Source organism: Klebsiella sp. AqSCr, from assembly GCF_008452795.1.
Lineage (GTDB): Bacteria > Pseudomonadota > Gammaproteobacteria > Enterobacterales > Enterobacteriaceae > Klebsiella > Klebsiella pneumoniae.
Window position 1 is genome coordinate 68,083 of sequence record NZ_MJDM01000006.1, and the last position, 26,280, is coordinate 94,362.

The 26,280-nt window shown below is 56.3% G+C and carries 24 protein-coding genes; 11 read left to right on the top strand and 13 right to left on the bottom strand.

Annotated elements, in window-relative coordinates:
- Positions 1-9: 9 nt before the first annotated feature.
- From gyrB to dnaA, 4 genes are all read right to left on the bottom strand, one after another.
- Complete coding sequence (gyrB, locus tag BHE81_RS22670; protein WP_004173845.1) at positions 10-2,424, bottom strand: DNA topoisomerase (ATP-hydrolyzing) subunit B; 2,415 nt, start codon at positions 2,422-2,424, stop codon at positions 10-12.
- Positions 2,425-2,452: 28 nt separating this feature from the next.
- Positions 2,453-3,526: a DNA replication/repair protein RecF gene (gene recF, locus BHE81_RS22675; protein WP_004150293.1), complete on the bottom strand. Its 1,074-nt coding sequence runs from the start codon at positions 3,524-3,526 to the stop codon at positions 2,453-2,455.
- Positions 3,527-3,733: 207 nt separating this feature from the next.
- Complete coding sequence (gene dnaN / locus BHE81_RS22680) at positions 3,734-4,834, bottom strand: DNA polymerase III subunit beta (RefSeq protein WP_004145090.1); 1,101 nt, start codon at positions 4,832-4,834, stop codon at positions 3,734-3,736.
- Between the two features lie 4 nt (positions 4,835-4,838).
- Positions 4,839-6,242: a chromosomal replication initiator protein DnaA gene (dnaA, locus tag BHE81_RS22685; protein WP_004151534.1), complete on the bottom strand. Its 1,404-nt coding sequence runs from the start codon at positions 6,240-6,242 to the stop codon at positions 4,839-4,841.
- 621 nt (positions 6,243-6,863) lie between these two features.
- Here dnaA and rpmH point away from each other — a divergent pair.
- The 10 genes from rpmH (at position 6,864) to BHE81_RS22735 (ending at position 15,047) form a co-directional block, all read left to right on the top strand.
- Positions 6,864-7,004 (top strand): 50S ribosomal protein L34, encoded by a 141-nt coding sequence (gene rpmH / locus BHE81_RS22690; protein ID WP_000831330.1) that lies wholly within the window; start codon positions 6,864-6,866, stop codon positions 7,002-7,004.
- A gap of 15 nt (positions 7,005-7,019) precedes the next feature.
- A complete protein-coding gene (gene rnpA / locus BHE81_RS22695; protein WP_004151535.1) occupies positions 7,020-7,379 on the top strand; it encodes a ribonuclease P protein component in 360 nt (119 codons plus the stop codon).
- Positions 7,343-7,600 (top strand): membrane protein insertion efficiency factor YidD, encoded by a 258-nt coding sequence (yidD, locus tag BHE81_RS22700; protein ID WP_004151536.1) that lies wholly within the window; start codon positions 7,343-7,345, stop codon positions 7,598-7,600. Before rnpA ends, yidD begins: the two co-directional genes overlap by 37 nt.
- 2 nt (positions 7,601-7,602) lie before the next feature.
- A complete protein-coding gene (gene yidC, locus BHE81_RS22705; protein ID WP_004150295.1) occupies positions 7,603-9,249 on the top strand; it encodes a membrane protein insertase YidC in 1,647 nt (548 codons plus the stop codon).
- A 194-nt stretch (positions 9,250-9,443) separates the two neighbouring features.
- Entirely contained in the window at positions 9,444-10,808 is a 1,365-nt protein-coding gene (gene mnmE / locus BHE81_RS22710) for a tRNA uridine-5-carboxymethylaminomethyl(34) synthesis GTPase MnmE (RefSeq protein ID WP_004181597.1), read from the top strand.
- A gap of 119 nt (positions 10,809-10,927) precedes the next feature.
- On the top strand, positions 10,928-11,347 hold the full coding sequence (locus BHE81_RS22715) for a GNAT family N-acetyltransferase (protein WP_110246647.1): 420 nt from the start codon (positions 10,928-10,930) through the stop codon (positions 11,345-11,347).
- A gap of 99 nt (positions 11,348-11,446) precedes the next feature.
- Entirely contained in the window at positions 11,447-12,625 is a 1,179-nt protein-coding gene (locus BHE81_RS22720; protein WP_020805050.1) for an MFS transporter, read from the top strand.
- A complete protein-coding gene (gene yidZ / locus BHE81_RS22725) occupies positions 12,600-13,559 on the top strand; it encodes an HTH-type transcriptional regulator YidZ (RefSeq protein WP_004150300.1) in 960 nt (319 codons plus the stop codon). The genes BHE81_RS22720 and yidZ overlap by 26 nt, the downstream gene beginning before the upstream one ends.
- 309 nt (positions 13,560-13,868) lie before the next feature.
- A complete protein-coding gene (locus tag BHE81_RS22730) occupies positions 13,869-14,444 on the top strand; it encodes a 4'-phosphopantetheinyl transferase family protein (RefSeq protein ID WP_004145098.1) in 576 nt (191 codons plus the stop codon).
- 36 nt (positions 14,445-14,480) lie between these two features.
- Positions 14,481-15,047: an NADPH-dependent FMN reductase gene (locus BHE81_RS22735; protein WP_004151543.1), complete on the top strand. Its 567-nt coding sequence runs from the start codon at positions 14,481-14,483 to the stop codon at positions 15,045-15,047.
- A gap of 45 nt (positions 15,048-15,092) precedes the next feature.
- On the opposite strand, the gene BHE81_RS22740 is transcribed toward BHE81_RS22735, so the two are convergent.
- Positions 15,093-16,430: an NCS2 family permease gene (locus BHE81_RS22740; RefSeq protein ID WP_004145100.1), complete on the bottom strand. Its 1,338-nt coding sequence runs from the start codon at positions 16,428-16,430 to the stop codon at positions 15,093-15,095.
- A gap of 169 nt (positions 16,431-16,599) precedes the next feature.
- Between BHE81_RS22740 and yieH the strand changes: the two genes are divergently transcribed.
- Entirely contained in the window at positions 16,600-17,265 is a 666-nt protein-coding gene (yieH, locus tag BHE81_RS22750) for a 6-phosphogluconate phosphatase (protein WP_023301410.1), read from the top strand.
- 79 nt (positions 17,266-17,344) lie between these two features.
- On the opposite strand, the gene BHE81_RS22755 is transcribed toward yieH, so the two are convergent.
- The 8 genes from BHE81_RS22755 to pstS all read right to left on the bottom strand — a co-directional run bounded on the left by BHE81_RS22755 (position 17,345) and on the right by pstS (position 26,046).
- Positions 17,345-18,064: a glucosamine-6-phosphate deaminase gene (locus BHE81_RS22755; protein WP_023301409.1), complete on the bottom strand. Its 720-nt coding sequence runs from the start codon at positions 18,062-18,064 to the stop codon at positions 17,345-17,347.
- A 49-nt stretch (positions 18,065-18,113) separates the two neighbouring features.
- Positions 18,114-19,280 carry an alpha/beta hydrolase-fold protein gene (locus tag BHE81_RS22760; RefSeq protein WP_110246648.1) on the bottom strand — a complete coding sequence of 389 codons (1,167 nt, stop codon included), beginning with the start codon at positions 19,278-19,280 and terminating at the stop codon, positions 18,114-18,116.
- A gap of 38 nt (positions 19,281-19,318) precedes the next feature.
- On the bottom strand, positions 19,319-20,953 hold the full coding sequence (locus BHE81_RS22765; RefSeq protein ID WP_023317391.1) for a carbohydrate porin: 1,635 nt from the start codon (positions 20,951-20,953) through the stop codon (positions 19,319-19,321).
- A 477-nt stretch (positions 20,954-21,430) separates the two neighbouring features.
- The gene (gene phoU, locus BHE81_RS22775) at positions 21,431-22,156 is read right to left on the bottom strand and encodes a phosphate signaling complex protein PhoU (RefSeq protein ID WP_004145007.1); all 726 of its coding nucleotides are present in this window, start codon (positions 22,154-22,156) and stop codon (positions 21,431-21,433) included.
- A gap of 50 nt (positions 22,157-22,206) precedes the next feature.
- Entirely contained in the window at positions 22,207-22,980 is a 774-nt protein-coding gene (gene pstB, locus BHE81_RS22780; RefSeq protein WP_004145006.1) for a phosphate ABC transporter ATP-binding protein PstB, read from the bottom strand.
- 47 nt (positions 22,981-23,027) lie between these two features.
- Complete coding sequence (gene pstA, locus BHE81_RS22785) at positions 23,028-23,918, bottom strand: phosphate ABC transporter permease PstA (RefSeq protein ID WP_004151547.1); 891 nt, start codon at positions 23,916-23,918, stop codon at positions 23,028-23,030.
- Complete coding sequence (gene pstC, locus BHE81_RS22790) at positions 23,918-24,877, bottom strand: phosphate ABC transporter permease PstC (RefSeq protein ID WP_004145004.1); 960 nt, start codon at positions 24,875-24,877, stop codon at positions 23,918-23,920. The genes pstA and pstC overlap by 1 nt, the downstream gene beginning before the upstream one ends.
- Before the next feature lie 128 nt (positions 24,878-25,005).
- Positions 25,006-26,046, bottom strand: coding sequence for a phosphate ABC transporter substrate-binding protein PstS (gene pstS, locus BHE81_RS22795; protein WP_004150308.1), 1,041 nt, complete (start codon positions 26,044-26,046; stop codon positions 25,006-25,008).
- Positions 26,047-26,280 lie beyond the last annotated feature (234 nt).

Here is a 26,280-nt window from a genome sequence, read left to right on the forward strand (position 1 = left end):
ACATGCGGCTTAAATATCGATATTCGCCGCTTTCAGGGCATTCTCTTCGATAAACGCGCGACGCGGCTCAACGGCATCGCCCATCAGGGTGGTGAACAGCTGATCGGCAGCGATGGCATCCTTGACGGTCACGCGCAGCATGCGACGGCTGTCCGGATCCATGGTGGTTTCCCACAGCTGATCCGGGTTCATCTCGCCCAGACCTTTATAGCGCTGGATGGAGAGACCGCGACGGGACTCTTTCACCAGCCAGTCCAGGGCCTGCTCGAAGCTGGCTACCGGCTGACGACGTTCGCCGCGCTCGATGTAAGCATCTTCTTCCATCAGGCCGCGCAGTTTCTCGCCCAGGGCACAAATACGACGATATTCCGGCCCCATAATGAACTCGTTATCCAGCGGATAGTCGGTATCCACGCCGTGGGTACGTACGCGAATAACCGGCTCAAAATGCTGCAGTTCTTTGTTCTCGTGGAGATCGAATTTCCACTGGCTGCCGTGCTGTTCTTTCTCGTTCAGCTCTGAGACCAGGGTGTTCACCCAGCGGGTCACCTTCTGCTCGTCCGCCAGGTCGGCCTCGGTCAGGGTCGGCTGATAGATAAGCTCTTTCAGCAGCGCTTTCGGGAAGCGGCGCTCCATGCGGCCAATCATTTTCTGGGTGGCATTGAACTCGGCAACCAGTTTTTCCAGCGGTTCGCCCGCCAGCGCCGGCGCATTGGCGTTGGTGTGCAGGGTCGCACCGTCGAGCGCGATGGAGATCTGATACTGATCCATCGCTTCGTCGTCTTTAATGTACTGTTCCTGCTTGCCTTTCTTCACTTTGTACAGCGGCGGCTGGGCAATGTAGACGTGGCCGCGCTCGACGATCTCCGGCATCTGACGATAGAAGAAGGTCAACAGCAGGGTACGAATGTGCGAGCCGTCGACGTCCGCATCGGTCATGATGATGATGCTGTGGTAGCGCAGTTTATCCGGATTGTACTCATCGCGACCGATACCGCAGCCCAGCGCGGTGATCAGCGTCGCCACTTCCTGGGAAGAGAGCATTTTATCGAAGCGGGCTTTCTCAACGTTAAGGATTTTACCCTTCAGCGGCAGGATCGCCTGGTTCTTGCGGTTACGACCCTGTTTAGCAGAGCCGCCCGCGGAGTCCCCTTCCACCAGGTACAGTTCGGACAGCGCCGGGTCGCGCTCCTGGCAATCCGCCAGTTTGCCCGGCAGGCCTGCCAGATCCAGCGCGCCTTTACGACGAGTCATCTCACGAGCGCGACGTGCGGCCTCACGGGCGCGCGCGGCGTCAATAATTTTGCCGACCACGATTTTCGCATCGGATGGGTTTTCCAGCAGGTATTCGCTCAGCAGTTCGTTCATCTGCTGCTCCACCGCCGATTTCACCTCGGAGGAGACCAGCTTGTCTTTGGTCTGCGAGGAGAATTTCGGATCCGGCACCTTCACGGATACCACGGCAATCAGGCCTTCACGCGCATCGTCGCCGGTGGCGCTGACTTTCGCTTTTTTGCTGTAGCCCTCTTTGTCCATATAGGCGTTAAGGGTACGGGTCATCGCCGCGCGGAAGCCGGCGAGGTGAGTACCGCCGTCACGCTGCGGAATGTTGTTGGTAAAGCAGTAGATGTTTTCCTGGAAGCCGTCGTTCCACTGCAGGGCCACTTCCACGCCGATACCGTCTTTTTCGGTGGAGAAATAGAAAATATTCGGGTGGATCGGCGTTTTGTTCTTGTTGAGATACTCAACGAACGCCTTGATGCCGCCTTCGTAGTGGAAATGGTCTTCTTTGCCGTCGCGCTTATCGCGCAGGCGGATAGAGACGCCGGAGTTCAGGAACGACAGCTCGCGCAGGCGTTTCGCCAGGATGTCATATTCAAATTCGGTGACATTGGTGAATGTTTCCAGGCTTGGCCAGAAACGCACCATGGTGCCGGTTTTGTCGGTTTCGCCAGTCACGGCCAGCGGTGCCTGCGGCACACCGTGTTCGTACATCTGCTTGTGAACTTTGTTATCGCGCTGGATAACCAGCTCCAGCTTCTGCGACAGGGCGTTAACCACCGAGACGCCTACGCCGTGCAGACCGCCGGAAACTTTATAGGAGTTATCATCGAATTTACCGCCAGCGTGCAGGACGGTCATGATAACTTCCGCTGCGGAGACGCCCTCTTCCGGGTGAATGCCGGTCGGGATGCCGCGGCCGTCATCCTGGACGGAGACGGAGTTATCGCTGTGGATGGTGACAACGATATCTTTGCAGTAACCCGCGAGCGCTTCGTCGATAGCGTTATCCACAACCTCGAATACCATGTGGTGCAGACCGGTGCCGTCATCCGTGTCGCCGATATACATACCCGGGCGCTTACGCACCGCATCCAGCCCTTTCAGGACTTTGATACTGGAGGAGTCATAAGAATTCGACATCAACGTTTCTCGCTCATTTAATCTTGGGTTAATCCGTTATTTTACCTTTTTCCACGCGGAACATCTTCGAATTTTTGTCCGACATGTCCATAACGTGTTCAGCGCTGATCGCGCTGACGAAAACCTGCGACTGCGTCGCTTTCAGGCGGCTGGATAACAGACCGCGGCGGGCATCATCAAGTTCCGAGGCAAAATCATCTATCAGGTACAGGCAGCGCCGCCCGCTGACGCGGGTGAGGAACTCTCCTTGCGCCAGACGCAGGGCGCACATCAGCAGCTTAAGCTGCCCGCGCGACAAGGTATCTTCCACCGGCGCCCCGTCGGCGCGAATGCGAAAATCCGCTTTATGCGGGCCGTGGGCGGTGTAGGTTAACATTCTGTCGCGCTCGAAATTCCGCTCCAGCACCTCCGCGTAGTCGGTCTCTTTTTCCCAGCCGCGCTGGAAAGAGAAGGTGAGCGTGAATTCCGGTAAAAATTGCTGACAGGTATCCGCCATGTCTTCGACGATAGCGGCGCTGTATTCGGCACGCCAGCGGCTGATCTGCTCCGCCAGCGGGATTAATTCCAGATCCCAAGGCCGCAGCTGGGCATAGCGGCTGACCTGACGCAGCGCGGCGTTGCGCTGCTTGACCAGGCGCTTCAGATTGCTCCAGGCGGTGAAGAATCCGGCTTCGTTATGAAAGCATCCCCAGTCAAGGAATGCTCTTCTGTATTTGGGGCCGCCGTTGAGTAAAGTAAACCCCTCCGGCGTAATCAGCTGCATTGGCATCAGGTGCGCCAGCTCCGCCACTTTGTGGCCGTCGGTGCCGTCGATACGCACCTTGCTGTCGCCCTGTTTGTCTTTGGTCAGGCCGATGGCGGTTTCCCGCTCTTCGCCCTGCAGACGGCCATGCAGAACAAACGCATCCTGCTCGTGGCGGATCACTCGGCCAATTTGCAAACTGCGAAATGCCCGGCCGTGGCCAAGCGTGTAGATAGCTTCCAGCACGCTGGTTTTGCCGCTGCCGTTCGCGCCAACCAGGAAGTTAAAGCCGGGAGATAAAGCGAGATCCGCATGTTCAATATTGCGGAAGTCTTTGATCAAGAGTCGGGATAGCGACATATCAGCTCGTCATCATTCAAGGGGCGTGGGTGTCGCAGCCAGTTCGTCTACCGCCAGCGCGCAGAAAGCGGAGCGTACACGAAGTACGTGAGCATTTGCTCGCTCCGCTCGTCCTTCGGACCGTCTTACAGACGTCCAAAACGCATAGCGTTTTGTCGAGCACTGCCGGAAGGCGAAATGGCAAGTAAACCAGCCCCTTTGCAGATTCTACAATCGCATAGGCATGACAACGTAGGCTGCGGATTGAGAGGCCGCATCCTCAATCTGCACGCTCGACACCGAATCCGTCAGCAGAATGCGTACATTCTCGCACTTCAGCGCATTCAGCACATCCAGCACATAGCTAACGTTGAAGCCAATCTCCATCTCCGTTCCGGCGTAGGTCACATCCAGAATCTCTTCCGCTTCTTCCTGTTCCGGGTTATTGGCGGTGATTTTCAGCTGGTTTTCGCTAACGTACAGCCGCACGCCGCGGAATTTCTCGTTGGAGAGAATCGCCGCGCGCGCAAAAGCCTGCTTCAGAATATCGCAGCCCGCTTCGAGGTGTTTATCCGGATTTTTCGGCAATACGCGGCGATAATCCGGGAAACGGCCATCAACCAGCTTAGAGGTGAAGATAAAATCGCCAACGTGGGCGCGGATATTGTTGCTGCCAATCTGCACGCGCAGCGGGGTATCGCCGCCGTCGAGCATCCGCATCAGCTCAATCACCCCTTTACGCGGCACGATCACCGAATGGTTCGGCAGCGACGCTTCCAGCGGCATCGAACAGACCGCCAGGCGGTGACCATCGGTGGCCACCGTGCGCAGTTCGCTGCCTTCGGTTTCAAACAGCATGCCGTTTAAGTAGTAACGAACATCCTGGTGCGCCATCGAGAACTGGGTGGCTTCGATCAGACGCTTCATGGTCGCCTGCGGCAGGGTAAACTCCACTTCACTCTGCCAGTCATCCAGATTCGGGAAATCGGCGGCGGGCAGGGTCGACAGCGAGAAGCGGCTGCGGCCGGAACGCACCAGCATGCGATCGCCTTCCAACTGAACCGCGATCTCCGCGCCTTCCGGCAGGCCGCGGCAGATATCAAAGAACTTCCGTGCCGGAACGGTCGTTGCGCCCGCTTCGTGCGGCTGAACCAGCGCCACGCGCGCCACCATCTCCATTTCAAGATCGGTACCGGTCAGCGACAGCGCGCCGTCCGCGACCTGAAGCAGCAGGTTACCGAGAATGGGCAGCGTCGGACGACCACCTAACGGACCGCTCACCTGTTGCAGCGGTTTTAATAAATGTTCACGTTCTACGGTAAATTTCATAGCGTCACGAGGATAATGTTCTGATTAAATTGGAAAAATCTTCTTTAATGTCGTGGCTTTCTTCACGCAGCTGCTCAATCTTGCGGCAGGCGTGCAGCACGGTGGTATGGTCTCGGCCGCCAAACGCATCGCCGATTTCCGGCAGGCTGTGGTTGGTCAGCTCTTTGGCCAGCGCCATCGCCATCTGGCGAGGACGCGCCACCGAACGGGAGCGGCGTTTGGACAGCAGGTCCGCTACCTTAATCTTGTAGTACTCCGCCACCGTCTTTTGAATATTGTCGATGGTGACCAGTTTTTCCTGCAGCGCCAGCAGATCGCGCAGCGCTTCGCGCACGAAATCGATGGTGATCGCCCGGCCGGTGAAGTTGGCGTTGGCGATAACGCGGTTCAGCGCCCCCTCCAGCTCACGCACGTTCGAGCGCAGACGCTTGGCAATAAAGAACGCCACTTCGCCCGGCAGGCGGATGTCGTTCTCGTCAGCTTTTTTCATCAGGATCGCGACGCGGGTTTCCAGCTCCGGCGGCTCGATCGCCACCGTCAGCCCCCAGCCGAAGCGGGATTTTAGACGATCCTCAACGCCGTTGATCTCTTTTGGATAACGATCCGACGTCAGGATGATCTGCTGATTACCTTCCAGCAGCGCATTGAAGGTGTGGAAAAACTCTTCCTGGGATCGTTCTTTATTGGCAAAGAACTGAATGTCATCGATCAGCAGGGCGTCAACGGAGCGGTAGTAACGCTTAAACTCTTCGATGGCGTTGTTCTGCAGCGCTTTAACCATGTCCTGAACGAAACGCTCGGAGTGCATATAGACCACTTTCGCGTTCGGCTTACGCGCCACAATGCCGTTCCCCACCGCGTGCAGCAGGTGAGTTTTACCCAGACCCGTCCCGCCATAGAGGAACAGGGGGTTGTAGGCGCCGCCCGGGTTATCCGCCACCTGACGCGCCGCCGCGCGGGCCAGCTGGTTAGATTTACCTTCGACGAAGTTATCAAACGTGTGTTTCACGTTAACGTTAGAGCGGTAGGTCGGCTCCGCCGGCGCCGGGACATTATCCCAGCCAGGGCGCACGATCGTCGGCGCCGCGCGCGCGGTCTGCACCTGCGCCGCCGGAATGGCCGCTGCAGCCGGGCTTACCGCCCCTTTCTGCAGCGAGCTGGCGGGCTTAGCGCCCACCTCAAAACGCAGCTGCGGGGCGTCCGCACCGCAAAAATCATTGAGGAGTCCATTGATATTATTGAGGTATTTGTCCCTTACCCAGTCGAGCACAAAACGGTTTGGCGCATACAGTGCCAGCGTGTTATCGCTCAGTTCCGCCTGCAATGGGCGGATCCACATGCTGAATTCTGTGGCTGGTAACTCATCCTGCAATCGGGCAAGACACTGCTGCCAAAGCGAAAGTGACACGGCGGACTCCACTCGAACATAAAATCGATATCAAAGAAAAACTGAAACAATCGTGATTGTTGGCACACGTCGACAAGACCCTGCATTAGCCGAAAAGCCCCTGCACAAAAGGGGTGACGTGCGAACCGCTATCTGCGGTTATTACCCGCTGCGGATCCGGGGATCGCGATCGGGACCGGGGATCATAGCCTAAACTGAGAAAGAGATCTTGTGTTTCTCAACAGATTCTTCCCGATTTATCCACAGGAAGGATCGAAACCGGGTAAGTGTAATCGATCCTGCGGGGAGTGAAGCACGATTTCCGCCGCATATTGGAAAAATTAATGAGCTATGCCGCTTTTGGGCGGAAACGATCTAATAAAGATCCTTGCGGATCCTTGCGCTTTACTGGCCAGGCCGTATAATCCCCCACCCGGCGCGTAATGCCCGTTTTCGTCACGCGTCTCAGCTTATTTTTTGTGCGACGAGGTGCGAGAAATAAGGAAAGAGAATTGACTCCGGAGTGTACAATTATTACAATCCGGCCTCTTTAATCACCCACGCTGAGGCGTAAGTCGTTCGAAGTTCGTTCGGGTCTACGCAAAAGTCAGTGAATTTATTCAAGTTTAGGTAGAAATCGCCATGAAACGCACTTTTCAACCGTCTGTACTGAAGCGCAACCGTTCTCACGGCTTCCGTGCTCGTATGGCTACTAAAAATGGTCGTCAGGTTCTGGCACGTCGTCGTGCTAAAGGCCGCGCTCGTCTGACCGTTTCCAAGTAATAAAGCTAACCCTGCGTGGTTAAGCTCGCATTTCCCAGGGAGTTACGCTTGTTAACTCCCAGTCATTTCACTTTCGTCTTCCAGCAGCCACAACGGGCTGGCACGCCGCAAATCACCATCCTCGGCCGCCTGAATTCGCTGGGGCATCCCCGCATCGGTCTCACCGTCGCCAAGAAAAACGTGAAACGCGCACATGAACGCAATCGGATTAAACGTCTGACGCGTGAAAGTTTTCGTTTGCGTCAACATGAACTCCCGCCAATGGATTTCGTGGTGGTGGCGAAAAGAGGGGTTGCCGACCTCGATAACCGTGCTCTCTCGGAAGCGTTGGAAAAATTATGGCGCCGCCATTGTCGCCTGGCTCGCGGGTCCTGATCGGCCTGATTCGAGTTTATCAGCGCCTGATTAGTCCGCTACTCGGGCCGCATTGTCGTTTCACCCCAACCTGTTCTCAATACGGAATTGAGGCCTTACGCAGGTTTGGAGTGATAAAAGGCAGTTGGTTGACGATGAAACGCGTATTAAAATGCCACCCTTTACACCCTGGTGGTGACGATCCCGTCCCGCCTGGACCATTTGATACCAGAGAACACTAACGATGGATTCGCAACGCAATCTTCTTATCATCGCTTTGTTGTTCGTGTCTTTCATGATCTGGCAAGCCTGGGAGCAGGACAAAAATCCGCAGCCCCAGCAGCAGACCACGCAGACTACGACCACAGCAGCGGGTAGCGCCGCCGACCAGGGCGTACCGGCCAGTGGCCAGGGGAAACTGATTACGGTTAAAACCGACGTGCTTGAGCTGACTATCAACACCAACGGTGGCGATATTGAGCAGGCGCTGCTTCTGGCGTATCCAAAAACGCTGAAATCGACCGAACCGTTCCAGTTACTGGAAACCACGCCGCAGTTTGTCTACCAGGCGCAGAGCGGCTTAACCGGCCGTGACGGTCCGGATAACCCGGCAAACGGCCCGCGTCCGCTGTACAACGTCGATAAAGAGGCGTTTGTGTTGGCCGATGGCCAGGATGAGCTCGTTATCCCGCTGACCTACACTGACAAAGCCGGCAACGTCTTCACCAAAACCTTCACCCTGAAGCGCGGTGGCTATGCGGTGAACGTGGGTTACAGCGTGCAGAATGCCAGCGAGAAGCCTCTGGAAGTCTCGACCTTCGGTCAGTTGAAGCAGACCGCTGCGCTGCCGACCAGTCGCGATACGCAGACCGGAGGCCTGTCCACGATGCATACTTTCCGTGGCGCCGCGTTCTCCACTGCGGATTCGAAATACGAGAAATATAAATTCGATACCATTCTGGATAACGAAAACCTGAACGTCAGCACCAAAAACGGTTGGGTTGCCATGCTGCAGCAGTACTTCACCACCGCATGGGTGCCGCGGAATAACGGGACGAATAACTTCTACACCGCCAACCTCGGCAACGGCGTTGTCGCTATTGGCTACAAATCGCAGCCGGTACTGGTGCAGCCAGGCCAGACCGACAAACTGCAGAGCACGCTGTGGGTCGGCCCGGCTATTCAGGACAAAATGGCTGCCGTTGCGCCGCACCTGGATCTGACCGTCGACTACGGCTGGCTGTGGTTCATCTCCCAACCGCTGTTCAAGCTGCTGAAATTCATCCACAGCTTCCTCGGCAACTGGGGCTTCTCGATCATCGTTATCACCTTTATCGTTCGTGGCATCATGTACCCGCTGACCAAAGCGCAGTACACCTCCATGGCGAAGATGCGCATGCTGCAGCCGAAGATTCAGGCCATGCGTGAGCGTCTGGGCGACGATAAACAACGTCAAAGCCAGGAGATGATGGCGCTGTATAAAGCGGAAAAAGTAAACCCGCTGGGCGGCTGCTTCCCGCTGATTATTCAGATGCCGATCTTCCTTGCGCTGTACTACATGCTGAGCGCCTCGGTTGAACTGCGTCATGCGCCGTTTATCCTGTGGATCCACGACCTGTCTGCTCAGGACCCGTACTACATCCTGCCGATCATCATGGGCGCGACCATGTTCTTCATCCAGAAGATGTCGCCGACCACCGTGACCGACCCGATGCAGCAGAAGATCATGACCTTTATGCCGGTCATCTTCACGGTGTTCTTCCTGTGGTTCCCGTCTGGCCTGGTGGTGTACTACATCGTCAGCAACCTGGTCACCATTATTCAGCAGCAGCTGATTTACCGTGGTCTGGAGAAACGTGGCCTGCATAGCCGCGAGAAGAAGAAATCCTGATACTCTTCATTCTTCAAGCCGCAGATGCGTTGGCTTCATTAGTTCGCCCCAGTCACTTACTACAGTAAGCTCCTGGGGCCTCACTAACTTGCCGCCTTTCTGCAACTTGAATTATTTCGAGTATCTACGGTAGCGTTAATGCCAGAGAAGGCGGTCAATGGACCGCCTTTTTTACATCTACATAGAGAGTCACCATGAGCCATAACGACACTATCGTCGCCCAGGCAACCCCTCCGGGACGCGGGGGTGTGGGCATCCTGCGTATCTCCGGCCTTAAGGCGCGCGACGTCGCGCAGGCGGTGCTGGGCAAGCTGCCGAAGCCGCGCTATGCCGACTACCTGCCGTTCAACGACGTTGACGGTACCCCGCTGGATCAGGGGATTGCGCTGTGGTTCCCCGGGCCGAACTCCTTTACCGGGGAAGATGTGCTTGAGCTGCAGGGCCACGGCGGCCCGGTCATTCTCGACCTGCTGCTTAAACGTATTCTGACCCTGCCGGGCCTGCGCATCGCCAGGCCGGGTGAGTTTTCCGAGCGCGCGTTCCTCAACGACAAGCTCGATCTGGCGCAGGCAGAGGCCATCGCCGACCTTATCGACGCCAGTTCAGAGCAGGCGGCGCGCTCGGCGCTGAATTCGCTGCAGGGGGCGTTCTCCGCGCGGGTGAATCATCTTGTGGAAGCGCTCACTCACCTGCGCATCTACGTGGAAGCGGCCATTGACTTCCCGGATGAAGAAATCGATTTCCTTTCCGACGGCAAAATTGAAGCCCAGCTGAACGAGGTGATGGCCGATCTCGACGCCGTCCGCGCTGAAGCTCGTCAGGGCAGCCTGCTGCGCGAAGGGATGAAAGTGGTGATCGCCGGGCGGCCAAATGCCGGTAAATCAAGCCTGCTGAACGCCCTGGCGGGCCGCGAAGCGGCGATCGTCACCGATATCGCCGGTACCACCCGCGACGTGCTACGCGAGCATATCCATATCGACGGCATGCCGCTGCATATCATCGATACCGCAGGCCTGCGCGATGCTAATGACGAAGTGGAACGTATCGGCATCGAGCGCGCCTGGCAGGAGATTGCCCAGGCCGATCGGGTGCTGTTTATGGTCGATGGCACCACCACCGGCGCCGTTGACCCGGCGGAGATCTGGCCAGACTTTATCGAGCGCCTGCCCGCTAAATTGCCGATTACCGTGGTGCGCAATAAAGCCGATGTCACCGGCGAAGCGCTCGGTATCAGCGAAGTAAATGGCCACTCACTTATTCGCCTGTCGGCACGTACCGGCGACGGCGTGGAGGTGCTACGTAACCACCTCAAGCAGAGCATGGGCTTCGATACCAATATGGAAGGCGGCTTCCTCGCCCGCCGCCGTCACCTGCAGGCCCTGGAAGAGGCGGCGAACCATCTGCAGCAAGGCAAAGCCCAGCTGCTGGGCGCCTGGGCCGGCGAGCTGCTGGCGGAAGAGCTGCGCCTCGCGCAGCAGGCGCTGAGCGAGATCACCGGGGAGTTCACTTCCGACGATCTGCTGGGCCGCATCTTCTCCAGCTTCTGCATCGGTAAGTAACCGCCAGTCCGTAAACGTTCACTAACCCGTATTAACGCCGCGTTAATGCGGGTTTTTTCTTGCCCTTTGCAACGCAACGTTCTCTACTTTTATCTCCCCCTCTGCCGCGAGACTAAAACATGACCGTTGAATATACCGTGATCGAGAAGGTGCCCTCCGCCGAAGCGTTTTGCCACCTGCGGGTAGCCGCCGGCATGTCGCCGCGCCCCCTGGAAGGCGCCAGAGCCGGACTGCCGCATAGCTGTTATGGCGTACATATCCTCTGGCAGGAGACGCCGATCGCGATGGGACGCATCGTCGGCGACGGCGCGATTAATTTCGATATTGTCGACGTCGCCGTCGATCCGGCTCACCAGGGAAAAGGCCTTGGCCGGCTGATGATGGAGAAGCTGGTCGCCTGGCTGGACGCTAACGCCTTTGATGGCGCCTACGTTACGCTGGTGGCGGATGTGCCGGAACTGTACGCGAAGTTCGGCTTCGAAAGCGTTCGCCCGGAGAGCGAGGGGATGGCCCGCGTCTGGCGAACCCGCAGTCGTTAGCTCGCATTTCCTGCCAGGAAAAGAGCGTTGTCCAAATGGCAACTCGTCTTGCGGCGCGTTCCTCACTATGCTGAACGCCATTCACATCGCGAGGATCCCATGACACGCTTTCTTCTCTGCAGCTTTGCCCTGGTTCTGCTCTACCCCTCCGGCATCGATATGTATCTGGTCGGCCTGCCGCGTATTGCTCAGGACCTGGGGGCCAGCGAGGCGCAATTACATATCGCCTTCTCGGTCTATCTGGCCGGTATGGCCTCCGCGATGCTGTTTGCTGGCCGCATCGCCGACCGCTCGGGGCGTAAGCCTGTCGCTATTGTAGGTGCAGCGATCTTTGTTATCGCCTCCCTGCTCTGCGCCCAGGCGCATACCAGCAGCCACTTCCTCATCGGACGCTTTATCCAGGGGATCGGCGCCGGCAGCTGCTACGTGGTGGCTTTCGCTATCCTGCGCGATACGCTGGACGACCGTCGCCGCGCCAAGGTGCTGTCGTTGCTCAACGGCATCACCTGCATTATCCCCGTCCTGGCGCCGGTGCTTGGCCACCTGATTATGCTGAAATATCCGTGGCAGAGCCTGTTCTACACGATGACCGGCATGGGCGTCATGATCGCTGTGCTGTCGGTCTTTATCCTGCGTGAAACGCGGCCGACGGCGCCTCCGCAGGCAGCGTCACCGCAGCATGACGCTGGCGAATCGCTGTTGAACCGCTTTTTCCTCAGCCGCTTACTCATTACCACCCTCAGCGTGACGGTGATCCTGACCTACGTTAACGTCTCGCCGGTACTAATGATGGAAGAGATGGGGTTCGACCGGGGAACTTACTCAATGGCGATGGCTCTGATGGCGATGATCAGCATGGCGGTCTCCTTCTCAACGCCGTTCGCCCTGTCGCTGTTTAATCCCCGCACCTTAATGCTGACCTCACAGGTGCTGTTTCTGGCGGCAGGCGTGACGCTGAGCCTCGCCACTCGCCAGGCCGTCACCCTGATCGGGCTGGGCATGATTTGCGCCGGCTTCTCCGTTGGGTTCGGCGTCGCGATGAGCCAGGCGCTGGGGCCGTTCACGCTGCGCGCGGGCGTCGCCAGCTCGGTCCTCGGCATCGCGCAGGTGTGCGGTTCATCGCTGTGGATTTGGCTCGCCGCCATCATCGGACTCAGCGCAATGAATATGCTGATCGGGATACTCATTGCCTGTAGCATAGTGAGCCTTGTTTTGTTACTGGTCGTCACCCCGCCGCGGGTTGCGCAATACGATGAAGAAGCCGCTGTCGAGTCTTGATCTTAATTTACTCCTCTGCCTGCAGCTCCTGACCCAGGAGCTCAGCGTTACCCGTACGGCGAAGCGGATGAACGTTTCGCCGTCAGCGGTGAGCAAGTCGCTGGCCAAACTGCGCGCCTGGTTTGACGATCCGCTGTTTGTGAAAACCCCGCTGGGCCTGGCGCCCACGCCGCTGGTCAGCAGCATGGAGCAGGATCTGGCGGACTGGATGCAGATGGGCAACCAAATCCTCGATAAACCGCACCATACCATGCCCAGCGGCCTCAAATTCGAACTGGCAGCGGAAGCGCCGCTGCTGATGATCCTGTTTAACACCCTCTCTCAGCGCATCTATCAGCGCTATCCGCAGGCATTGATTCGTTTGCGCAACTGGGACTACGACTCCCTGGACGCCATCATCCGCGGTGAGGTGGATATCGGCTTCTGCGGACGCGAAAGCCATCCGCAGTCGCGTGAGCTGCTGAGCCTGCTGCCGTGGTATATCGATTTTGAGGTGCTGTTCACCGACCTGCCGCAGGTCTGGCTGCGCGCCGATCATCCGGCGCTCAGGGAAGAGTGGGATCTGGCGGCATTCTTACGCTATCCGCATATCACTATCTGCTGGGAACAACGCGATACCTGGGCCCTGGACGACGTGCTGCAGGAGCTGGGGTATAAGCGTAACGTGGCGCTGACCGTGCCGGGGTTTGAGCAATCACTTTTTATGGCCGCTCAGCCGCAGCACACCATGCTGGCCACCGCGCCGCGCTACTGTCAGCACTATAATCAGCAGCACCAGCTGCCGCTCGTCTCCCGGCCGCTCCCCCTGGAGGCGCAGCATCTGGAAAAGCTGCGCGTTCCCTTCACCCTGCTATGGCATAAGCGCAACAGCTACAACCCGAAGCTTGTCTGGCTTAGAGATACGCTGAAAGCGCTCTATTCCGGTACGCTTTAAGCCTTGTTTCGTGCCCATAGCACCTTATTTGCGCAAGAATTTGTAAAATTCAAACAAATTCCCTTTTCAATGGGGGATTTCGGCATTAAAACCTGTTAATACCAGGCGATAATAGCGCCCGCAGTTTTATCCAGACCATTACTCACGGAGCGACGTATGGCAACGCATTTTGCAAGAGGGATACTCAGTACCGGGGAGCCGCTATCGACACGTTTGTCAGCGGCCTGTCATCAATCCGCACGTCTTCTCCCGACATATCGCCAGGCTCGCTTTTGCGCGTCGCGCTCGCTGCTTGCCGAGCTGCTGTTTATGCTTTACGGCATCAGCGAGCTGCCTGAAATCATCAACGAAGCCAATGGCCGACCGGTTTTTAGCGATCGCCAACTCCCCCGCTTTTCGATCGCTTATACTGGCAATATCGTTGGTGTTGCCCTCACCACCGAGGGGGATTGTGGCCTCGACATGGAACTGCAGCGCACTGTCCGCAGCCACGACGCCGACCGGCACAATTTCAGCAACAATGAGAATCTGTGGATTAACATACAGCATGATCCGGACGAAGCGCGCAGCCAGCTGGTAGCGCTGCGCCGCAGCGTGCTAAAGCTGACCGGCGAAGCATCAACGCAGCTGCAGCTGCTGCCCGGCTCTGGCCGCCTGCGCACCGCCGGCAGTCAGCCAATCGAAGCGGTATGTGACGCCGAATCGCTGCTGGTATGGTCCATTGCCGCTACCCCGAACATCGGCTCGCTGAAGGTCTGGGAATATGATGCTAAGGGAGGTGACTGGCGCAGCCTGGCGGATGCGCAGCAGCGCGCACGCGAACCGTCAGCCCGCCTGATGCGCTTTACCAGCTTACCCATGGAAAAAACCTTATCCCTCAATTGACCGGTCTTGCCGGCATCATGATCCAAAGGAGCAATCATGTCAGATACCTTGAAAGTGGTTACGTTACTCGGCAGCCTGCGTAAAGGGTCGTTTAATGGAATGGTCGCGCGCACCCTGCCCGGCATCGCGCCAGCGGGCATGGATATCTCCGCGCTGCCGTCGATCGGTGATATCCCGCTGTACGATGCTGATATGCAGGAGGAAGAAGGTTTTCCGCAGCGCGTGCAGGAGATTGCGCAACAGATCCGCGAGGCGGATGGGGTAGTGATAGTCACTCCAGAATATAACTATTCCGTGCCTGGCGGCCTGAAAAACGCCATCGACTGGCTGTCACGCCTGCCCGAGCAGCCGCTGTCCGGCAAACCGGTACTGATTCAGACCAGCTCAATGGGCGCCATCGGCGGTGCGCGCTGCCAGTATCATCTGCGGCAGATTCTGGTCTTCCTTGATGCGATGGTAATGAATAAACCGGAATTTATGGGCGGTGTCATCCAGAACAAAGTGGATCCGCAGGCGGGTGAAGTGGTCGATCAAAGCACCCTCGACCATCTGCGCGGCCAACTGACCGCTTTCGGCGACTATATTCGGCGGGTTAAAGCATAAAAAAAGCCCGGCAGCGATGCCGGGCTTTTTCATCATGCGTGCGGATTAATGTGCATCGATAAAGACAATTTTCAGCACGAACAGCAGCGAAACGATAATCACACACGGGCTGAGCTCGCGCAGCCGGCCGGTACCGATCTTCATCACGCAGTAAGAGATAAAGCCCAGGGCGATACCTTCGGTGATCGAGAAGCTAAACGGCATCATCACTGCGGTGATGAACGCAGGCACCGCCTCGGTCAGGTCGCTCCACTTCACGCGCGCGAGGCTGGAGGTCATCAGCACGCCAACGTATATCAGCGCGCCCGCGGCGGCATAGCCAGGAACCATCCCCGCCAGCGGAGAGAGGAAAATAACCAGCAGGAACAGGATACCAACGACAACGGCGGTCAGGCCGGTACGCCCGCCCACGGAAACGCCGGAAGAAGATTCGATATAGGCCGTCACCGACGAGGTACCGATGAAGGAGCCCGCCACCGACGAGACGCTATCGACAAACAGCGCTTGCTTCATGCGCGGGAATTTACCGTTGGCATCCGCGAGACCCGCTTTATCCGTCACGCCAATCAGCGTCCCGGAGGAGTCAAACAGGTTGACCAGCATAAAGGAGAAGATCACGCCGGCCAGGCCCAGGTTCAGGGAACCCGCCAGATCGACCTGACCAATCACCGAAGCCACGCTCGGCGGCGCCGAGACGATCCCGGTGTAATGCACGTCGCCCAGCATCCAGCCCAGCAGGGTGGTCACAACGATAGAGACCAGTACCGCGGCGTGAATGTTGCGCGACGCCAGAATCGCGATGATAAAGAAGCCCAGCACGCCCAGCAGTACGCTGTGGGAAGTCAAATGACCAATGCTGACCAGCGTTTCCGGATTGGCGACAATCACCCCGGCGTTTTTCAGGCCCATCATGCCGATAAACAGGCCGATACCGCTGGTGATACCTACACGCAGGCTAAGCGGAATATTGGCGATCATCCAGTAACGTACGCGGAAGATGGTCAGCAGCAGCAGACCCACGGCGCCCCAGAAGATGGCGCCCATGCCCACCTGCCACGGCAGCCCCATCGCCTGCACCACCACAAAGGCGAAAAAGGCGTTCAGGCCCATCGCCGGCGCCAGGGCGACCGGCAGGTTCGCGAACAGACCCATCAGGATACTGCCGAAAGCGGCAATCAGACAGGTGGTCACAAACACGGCGCTGGTATCCATGCCCGCTACACCAAGAATTTGTGGGTTAACAAAAACGATATACACCATCGTCAGGAACGTGGTGAAACCGGCGATGGCTTCGGTGCGCACCGTGGTGCCGTGCTCGCGCAGCTTAAATACGCGCTCCAGCAGACCCTGGCCAGAAGACTGGCTGGTTTGTTGTTGACTCATTATCGGTTTCCGAACGTAAGGAGGGAAAATTCGAGGCTATCCTATACCAAATTACGGCACCAGGCGCGGTTGTATGGTAATTTTTTTCATTTATTTTGCTTATACGGCAACGATTGCGTCGCGGCATTGAGCATTACGAAAACGTTAAACTTGTTAATATGGAAAGGCTATGACTCAACCAGAAGCAGTATTTTTTGACTGTGACGGCACGCTGGTCGACAGCGAGGTGATTTGCTCCCGCGCCTACGTTCACATGTTTCAGGAATTCGGCATTACGCTGGACCTCGCCGAGATTTTTAAGCGCTTCAAAGGTGTGAAGCTGTACGAAATTATCGACACCATCAACGCTGAGTATGGCGTTAATCTGCAAAAGGCCACCCTGGAGCCGATTTACCGGGCGGAGGTCGCTCGCCTGTTCGATAGCGAGCTGGAGGTGATTCCCGGAGCCCAGGCGCTGCTGGATGCGGTAAGCGTCCCGATGTGCGTGGTTTCCAATGGCCCGGTCAGTAAGATGCAGCACTCGCTCGGACGCACCGGCCTGCTGCGCCATTTCACTGACCGCTTGTACAGCGGCTACGATATTCAGCGCTGGAAGCCCGACCCGGCGCTGATGTTTTATGCGGCAGAGGCCATGCAGGTAAAAGCCGAAAACTGTATTCTGGTGGATGACTCCAGCGCCGGCGCTCAGTCGGGGATTGCCGCCGGCATGGAAGTGTTTTATTTCTGCGCCGATCCGCACAACCAGCCGATCGATCATCCCAAAGTGACGACCTTTACCGATCTGGCAGAGCTGCCGGCATTGTGGCAGGCGCGCGGCTGGGATATCACGCGTTAAGGGCCTGGTGAGCGGCACGTTGGCATCGATGAACCCCCGCTATGCGTCTGCGTAAGCGGGGAATAGAACTAGCGGCTTTTTATTGCTGCAACTCCGCCGCCGCCGCTTTATCGGCAATAATCACCAGTGAAGGGTGCAATTTGAGCACTGAAGCCGGCACCTGCACGCTGACCGGACCTTCCACCACTTGCTTTAACGCGTGCGCTTTTGCCGCACCGCTGACAATTAACAATAAATTTTTCGCCGCCATCACGCTTCTCGGCCCCATGGTGACATAGCTGTCTGGTACTGCCGAGATATCCCCGCCCATCTCGCTGTTAGCGATAAGAGCAATCATTTCCCCATGAATCGGCACTTCGACCGTCTGATCATGAAAGCGGGTGGTATTCGGCAGGTTGCCGCAAAAATGGCCGTCGGCCCCCAGCCCCAGCACCATCAGATCCAGACCGCCAGCCTCTTCCAGCTGGCGATCGTGCTGAGCGGCATTGTCCAGCGTCAGCTTGTGAATGTTCTCTTCTTTGATCTGCGCCGGGGTATAAAACAGCTGGCGCAAATTAGATATCGTGACGCCTTCTCGCGACTGGCCGCGAAAAGGGATCTCATCGAAGTTGTAATAGTGCACCCGATCATAGAATGTTTTGCCTTTCACGGCGGCGGTCAAATGCTCATACATCCGCTTTGGCGTGCTCCCCGCCGTCACCGCCAGATTCACCCGCCGCGGCGCCGTGATATAGCCCAGAACATGATGGCTGGCGACCAGGCTCATCTCTTCGTAATCTTCGGTCACAATCATTTTCATCTTGTCGTCCTTCACAAGCACAAAACGGGGGCTGAAGGCCCCCTAAAGGTTATTTAAACAGTTTTTGCACAAACTCGGCGTAGGCCGGGCGCCAGACGTCCATTTCATGGTTCAGGCCGGGATACTGGTGGTAATCAAATTTAATCTGCTGTTTTTCCAGCTCGCTTTTCAGACCAGCAATGTCTTTACCGGTCACAGAATCTTTTTCCCCGACGACCACGGTAAAGTTACGCAGCTGCTTATTGATCGCGTCAGGCTGCTTCAGCTGCGCTTCCACGCCGGCATTCGGCACCGTGGTAGTCGTAACGCCGCTAAAGGTGGCGAGCCAGCCAAAGCTCTCCAGATGATTCATTCCGGAAACCAGCGCCTGATAACCGCCCTGCGAGAGGCCCGCCAGCGCCCGACCGTCGGCATCTTTACGCACGTTAAATCGGGCATCGATCAGCGGAATAATATCCTGCATGAGCTCTTTATCCGCCGCCTGAGCATTAAGTGGATAGAAGGTTTTGCGCCGCTCCTGCGGCGGGAAGTTTTCTGCTACCGCTTCCGGGATATCGGTTTCGGTATCCGGGACCACCACCAGCATCGGCTTAATCTTGCCCTCCGCCAGCAGGTTATCCATGATTTGCGGGATCCGCCCCTGATCGATGGCCGACAGGCCGCTGTCGCCAAAGCCATGATAGAAATAGAGCACCGGCAGAGGATCGCCGGTTCCGCTATAGCCCGGCGGCGTCCAGACATAGAGACGACGTTCGGCGTTCAGAGCCTTCGAGTGATAGGTGAGGGTGTGCAGATCGCCATGCGCAACCTCCCGATCGTCAAGAATACTGCCCGGCACCAGAATCAAACTGGTGTTCACCTGGCGCTGCGGCTTCTGATAGCGGCTGCCGGTATCTACCGAGCGGAAGCCATCCACATCGAAATAGTATTCATAGAGATTGGGCTTCATCGGCTCGCTTTTCCATGTCCAGACTCCGTCCGCTGCTTTGGTCATGTCGTGCGAGACAAAGGAGTCCGGCGTGGCGCCAGTCACTATCGAGACCCGCCGGGCATCAGGGGCAAACAAGCGGTAAGTGATACTCTTATCCGCGTTAACCTGGGTGATAAAGTGGCTCACCGGCAGGCTTGGGTCCGGCATCGCGGGTAATGGCGCCGCCTGGAGGGTAAACGCCGCGCCCGCCAGCGCCAGGGCGAAATAAATTGCATGTCGTTTCATCGTTGTTCCTCTTTCGTTGTGTCCGTTCAGTTATCGTCTCACCACCAGATTTCCGCCTGCGCCCCCACGGCAAACTGATCGTTCTTCCCGTCTTCAAAAATGCTGGTGGTATTATTCGCGGCCTTATCCAGGTCAATATCCTTCGCTTTAATATAGGTGGCATAGAAACGAATTTCCGGGCGCGAGGTCAGCATACTGGTATTGACTTTGAAGGTATGGAACAGCGTGGTCTTGTAGCCGGACTCGTTATATTTCTTGCCGGTAACATCTTTGTTTTGCTGTTTGAAGTACCCCAGCTCGACGCCGGTCTGGTTATATTTATCCCAGATATAAGCCGGTCGCAGAACCGTACGGATAGATTCAAAATCGGAGTGGGCCCCGGTTTCGTAGCTATAGACGTCGTTACCAAAAGAGTAGACGATGGCATTCGCCATAATAACGTCATCGCGTAAATAGGTTTCCCCCTGCGAGGTTAAGCGCACGGCGGTGCCATTGGTATGATCGCCATAATAGCGGCCATTAAAGGTGGTATAGGGGCTGGATCCGGCATAGCGTGAGAAGCTGCTGGCAATAGAGTTATTGGCCAGTAAGAAAGAGAATTCGTTAAAGCCGCCGTTAGCAAATTTCTGCGTTAACGAGGTACCAGCCATCCAGGTATCTTTCCACGGATAATAACCTTCATTGCCCTCTTTATATTTCTCTGATGAACTTTGGTTGGCGGCGACATAGCGTCCGCTAACCATCAGGCTGGCTTTATCCCACAGCGGAATCTCTTTGTAGCGAACGTCCAGGGTGTTGGTGTTAATTTGCTGCTTATTGCTTAAAGAACTGTCATAATCATCGACATCTTCGCGAATCAACGCGATATCGAATTTCCCGGCGCCCACCTGCCAGTTTTCCAGCCCTACGCCGGCCGCCGCATCGGTTCTCTGCGTTTTCCAGTCCAGCATCTGGATTTCAATTTTTGGCGCCCCGTGTTTGCCGACCCAGAAATCGGCTTCCGGCGCAAACGGCAGGAACCCTTTGGTGTTAACATACATATCCGAGAATTGAATGTAGTTTTCGCCGCCGGCATTGTCACCAAACCAGCCAGTGGAATACTGCTGGCCGACGTTCCCGTCGAGCATCACGATGGCGTCGACGCGTTTATCGCCTTCCTGAAACACCCGCTGCTTCAGCTGCAGATCGAACCAGCCGGAATATTCATTGCCCAGGCGGCCAAGCGAACCGATCGCCCATGATTTTGGCGAGCCGTGCGAGGCGGTCCCCCAGCCGGAACGGAAGTAGCCGTTATAGCTAAAGCCAATTTCATCTTTCACGAACTTGCTAAAGTCTTTCAGCGTCATCGCGCTGTAGGCTGGCGCGCCATCGGTGACAGGTTGTTGATTTTTAACCAGCACCGCATCCGGTTTAACCGCCGTTTTCGGCCCGGCGGTCGCCCCCCCGGTCTTGCGCTTCTGACCTTCCGCAGGTGGAGACCATGAGGCCCAAATCTGGTCTCTTTTTCTTTCCTGGTCCTGGTATTTTTTGAGCTCTTTTTGCGTGTCTTTGAGCGCTTTTTCCAGCAGCTCAAGCCGTTGTTCCACCGTCAACTGGCTCGCTAGCAGATTAGTTGAATAACAAAGTGGCGCCAGCAAGACTATCGCCGAAGCGATCCTGTTTTTTCTCATCATAATATTCCCTTATATAATCATTGGCGTAAATAAAACACGACAACAACCCTATTCCGTGCCGGTGCTAATAGCCGTATCCATACCGTTTGACGTCGCGACGGCTGTTATTTTTGCGGTTAGACAGAAACAAAAAAACCTGAAGAAGACCATCTGCCTTGGCAGATAATCCTCTTCAGGTTTTGCCCGCGCATCGCGGTAGCAACCCTCATTCAGCCATTATTGGCCCGCATAAAACAAAAAACCTGATATCGCCCCCAGGAGCAATATCAGGTTTTGCCTGCTGTCGCAGTCACAATCCGTTTAAACCATCCTGAGCGTTAAAACTCAGTGAGTGGCAGCTGATTGTTACGCGATAAAATGAATAACTCAAACGGGCAGATTGTTAATTGTGACGATAATCTCAGCAATCTCGCAGCCGCGGGGTAAAACATATCTAATTCTGATAAATCCATTTACCAGAATTAGACAGAATGATTATTACTCTTTCGGATCTTTGCCAGCGAGCAGTTTATCCAGCTCATCGCCGCCAACGTGACGGAAATCCTGACCTTTGACGAAGTAGAAAATATATTCGCAGATATTCTGGCAGCGGTCGCCGATACGCTCGATGGAGCGCGCGCAGAACAGCGCGGTCAGGACGCTGGGGATAGTGCGCGAGTCTTCCATCATGTAGGTCATCAGCTGACGCACGATGCCTTCATACTCCTGGTCGACTTTCTTATCTTCGCGATAGATACGTACCGCTTCGTCGAGATCCATACGCGCAAACGCATCCAGTACGTCATGCAGCATCTGCACCGTGTGGCGGCCCAGCGATTCGAGGCTCACCAGCAGCGGCTGGTGCTGCTGGGAAAACTTCTCCAGCGCGGTGCGGCAGATTTTATCCGCCACGTCGCCAATGCGTTCCAGCTCAGCGATAGTCTTGATGATCGCCATCACCAGGCGCAGGTCGCTGGCGGTCGGCTGGCGCTTGGCGATGATGCGCACGCACGCTTCATCGATAGCCACTTCCATCATGTTGACCTGCTTGTCGCCGTCGATGACGCGTTTCGCCAGATCGCTGTCCTGGTTATGCATGGCGGTGATGGCATCAGAGAGCTGCTGTTCCACCAGCCCACCCATGGTCATCACCTGGGTGCGGATATACTCCAGTTCAGCGTTGAACTGGCCGGAAATATGTTTGTTAAGATTTAGGTTGTCCATGGTGTCTCCTGATTGCCCAACTGGTGAGAGCCTGAAAGCACAAGGGCAAATCAACCGTAGCGGCCAGTAATATAATCTTCAGTTTGTTTCTTCGCGGGCTTAGTGAACAGGTCATCCGTGTTGCTGAACTCAATCAGCTCGCCAAGATACATAAATGCCGTATGGTCGGAGCAACGCGCAGCCTGCTGCATGTTGTGAGTCACGATAACGACGGTGTAGTCCTGTTTCAGCTCGGTGATCAGCTCTTCGATACGCCCGGTGGAGATCGGGTCCAGCGCGGAGCACGGCTCATCAAGCAGCAGCACTTCCGGGCGGATCGCGATACCGCGGGCAATGCACAGACGCTGCTGCTGACCACCGGAGAGAGAATACCCGCTCTGGTGCAGTTTATCTTTGGTTTCGTTCCATAATGCGGCTTTGGTCAGCGCCCACTGCACGCGCTCGTCCATATCGGCACGGGACAGCTTTTCAAACAGGCGCACGCCGAAGGCGATATTGTCGTATATGGACATCGGGAACGGCGTTGGTTTCTGGAACACCATGCCAACCTTAGCGCGCAGCAGGGCGATATCCTGGGTGTTAGTCAGAATGTTGTCGCCATCCAGCAGGATCTCACCTTCCGCGCGCTGCTCCGGATACAGTTCAAACATCTTGTTGAACGTGCGCAGCAGGGTGGATTTACCACAGCCTGACGGACCGATAAACGCCGTCACCTGGTTTTTGGTGATATCCAGGTTGATGTTCTTCAGGGCATGGAATTTGCCGTAGTAGAAGTTCAGGTTACGAACTGAAATCTTACCCGGAGCTGTATTCACCATACTCATCTCAATCTCTTCCTCATTCAGCGCAGCAGTTGCTGCGCCGCAAAAAATTAACCGTGTTTCTTCTTGGCGAAGATAACGCGCGCCAGGATGTTCAGCAGCAAGACGCACAGGGTGATAATCAACACCCCGGCCCATGCCAGTTGCTGCCACTCCGCAAACGGACTCATGGCAAATTTGAAAATGGTCACCGGCAGGTTAGCAATCGGCTGCATCATGTCGGTGCTCCAGAACTGGTTGGACAGCGCGGTGAACAGCAGCGGCGCCGTTTCCCCGGCGATACGGGCGATAGCCAGCAGGATCCCGGTCATAATCCCTGAGACGGAGGCTTTCAGGGTGATCGCCGAGATCATCTTCCACTTCGGCGTCCCCAGCGCATAGGCCGCTTCACGCAGGCTATCCGGCACCAGCTTCAGCATGTTTTCGGTGGTACGAATAACGATAGGCACCTGCAGCAGCGCCAGCGCGATAACGCCCGCCCAGCCCGAGAAGTGCTGCATCTGCGCCACCACAATGGTGTAGACGAACAGACCCACCACGATAGACGGCGCGGAAAGCAGAATGTCGTTGATAAAGCGGATGATTTCCGCCAGCACCGACTTGCGGCCATACTCCGCCAGATAAATTCCGGCGAGGATACCCAGCGGCGTACCAAATACGGTTGCCCACAGGATCAGCAGGCCGCTGCCGGCGAGGGCGTTAGCCAGTCCACCGCCCGCCGTATTCGGCGGCGGCGTCATTTCGGTGAACAGCGCCAGACTCATGCCGTCGAAACCGCGGGTTATCGTCGCCATCAGGATCCAGATAAGCCAGAACAAACCAAACGCCATGGTCGCCATCGACAGCGCCAGAGCGATACGGTTCTTCATGCGGCGTTTGGCCTGCATCTTGCGACGGGATTCCGCCAGTTCGGCGGTAGTTTGCAATTCAATGGTCGCCATTAGCGTGCCCCCTCATTCTTCGCGAGGCGCATAATCATAAACTTCGACGCGGCCAGAACGATAAAGGTGATAACGAACAGGATCAGGCCCAGCTCCATCAGCGCCGCCACGTGCAGGCCGGTTTCCGCTTCGGCGAACTCATTAGCCAGCGCGGAGGTAATACTGTTCCCCGGCATATACAACGAGATGCTGTCGAGCTGGTAGGTGTTGCCGATGATAAAGGTGACCGCCATGGTTTCACCCAGCGCGCGGCCCAGACCGAGCATCACCCCGCCGATCACCCCATTCTTGGTGAACGGTAAGACAATGCGCCAGATCACCTCCCAGGTGGTGCAGCCGATGCCATAGGCCGACTCTTTCATCATCACCGGGGTCTGTTCGAAAACATCGCGCATGACCGCAGCGATGTAAGGGATGATCATGATGGCCAGAATGACGCCAGCGGCGAGAATACCGATACCAAAAGCCGGGCCGGCAAACAGCGCGCCGACGAACGGGATGGTCGACAGGACGTTGCCGACCGGCTCCTGGAAGTAAGTCGCAAACAGCGGGGCGAAAATAAACAGGCCCCACATGCCGTACACGATGCTCGGGATTGCCGCCAGCAGCTCAATCGCAATGCCCAGCGGACGCTTGAGCCAGGCGGGGGACAATTCTGTCAGAAACAGCGCGATGCCGAAGCTCACCGGAACGGCGATCAGCAGCGCGATAAAAGAGGTGACCAGGGTTCCGTAAATCGGGACCAGCGCGCCGAAGATCTCGTTAGGCGCATCCCACTCTTTGGTCCACAAAAAGGCAAAGCCAAACTTTTGAATGCTCGGCCAGGAAGAGATGATCAGGGAAACGATGATGCCGCCCAGCATCAATAGCACAATCAGCGCAGCCAGTTTTACCAGCGCACTGAAAATCATGTCACCCTTTTTCCCCGGAGGGGTAAATGCAGGCTTGGTTGCAGCCATAGATTACTCTTTACGTATTAAAACTTGTTCGAATAAATGCCCGGTGGCGTTGGCTCCCGGGCCTACAGTCTGAACCGTAGGGCGGGCAGCGCCTGAACGCCCCCGCCATCTTCGTCAAAAATCTACTGTTAGTACAGCGCTTTACCGCTGCTGTCTTTGACGTTGGTTTTCCATGCCGCGCGAACCTGCTCTACCACGCTTTCCGGCAGCGTCGCGTAATCCAGCGCATTCGCTTCTTTCCCGCCGTTTTTATACGCCCAGTCGAAGAACTTCAGCACTTCAGCGGTCTGTTCCGGCTTGTTCGTCGCCTTATGCACCAGGATGAAGGTGGTTGAGGTGATCGGCCATGCATTCTCGCCTTTCTGGTTGGTCAGGTCCTGAGCGAAAGACTTGCTCCAGTCAACGCCTTTTGCGGCGTTAGCGAAGTTGTCTTCAGTCGGGCTAACCGGCTTGCCGTCGGCAGAGACCAGTTTGGTGTAGGCCAGGTTGTTTTGCTTAGCGTAAGCGTATTCGACGTAACCAATCGAGCCCGGCAGACGCTGAACAAAGGCGGCGATACCATCGTTGCCTTTACCGCCCAGACCGGTTGGCCAGTTTACGGTAGAGCCGGCGCCAATTTTCGATTTCCACTCTTCATTCACTTTGGACAGGTAGCTGGTGAAAACGAAGGAGGTACCAGAACCATCGGCGCGGCGGACCACGGCGATGTTCTGCGACGGCAGCTTCAGGCCCGGGTTGAGCTTAGCGATCGCTTCGTCATCCCATTTTTTAATTTTACCCAGGTAGATATCACCGAGGGTTTTGCCATCCAGCACCAGCTCGCCAGATTTCACGCCAGGCAGGTTAACCGCCAGTACCACGCCGCCAATCACGGTGGGGAACTGGAACAGACCTTCCTGAGTCAGTTTGTCATCAGCCAGCGGAGCATCAGAAGCACCGAAATCAACGGTGTTGGCAATAATCTGCTTAACGCCACCAGAGGAACCAATACCCTGGTAGTTCACTTTATTGCCGGTTTCTTTCTGATAGGTATCAGCCCATTTGGCATACACCGGCGCAGGGAAAGTTGCGCCTGCGCCAGTCAGGCTTGCTGCTGCGAAGGCAGAGAAAGCGCTCATCGATAAGGTCGCGGCGACAACTGTTGCGACGGTGGTACGCATAACGTTCATAATGTCTCCTGCTGGGATTCGTAAATCATTGTTTCGAGGCTATGGTGAGCAAAATAGGTCAAAGAGGTGACAGTAAAATGTACGAATTATGACAGTTTTATGACAGGCCGGGAGAGTGGATTTTACGCCAAATAATACGCTTATAACTCAGATGGTTATCTTTAATCATGACCGTGCAATGTCAAAATAATTTTCTTTTTATGACGGCGAAATCGGACCGTAAAACGATCGTTT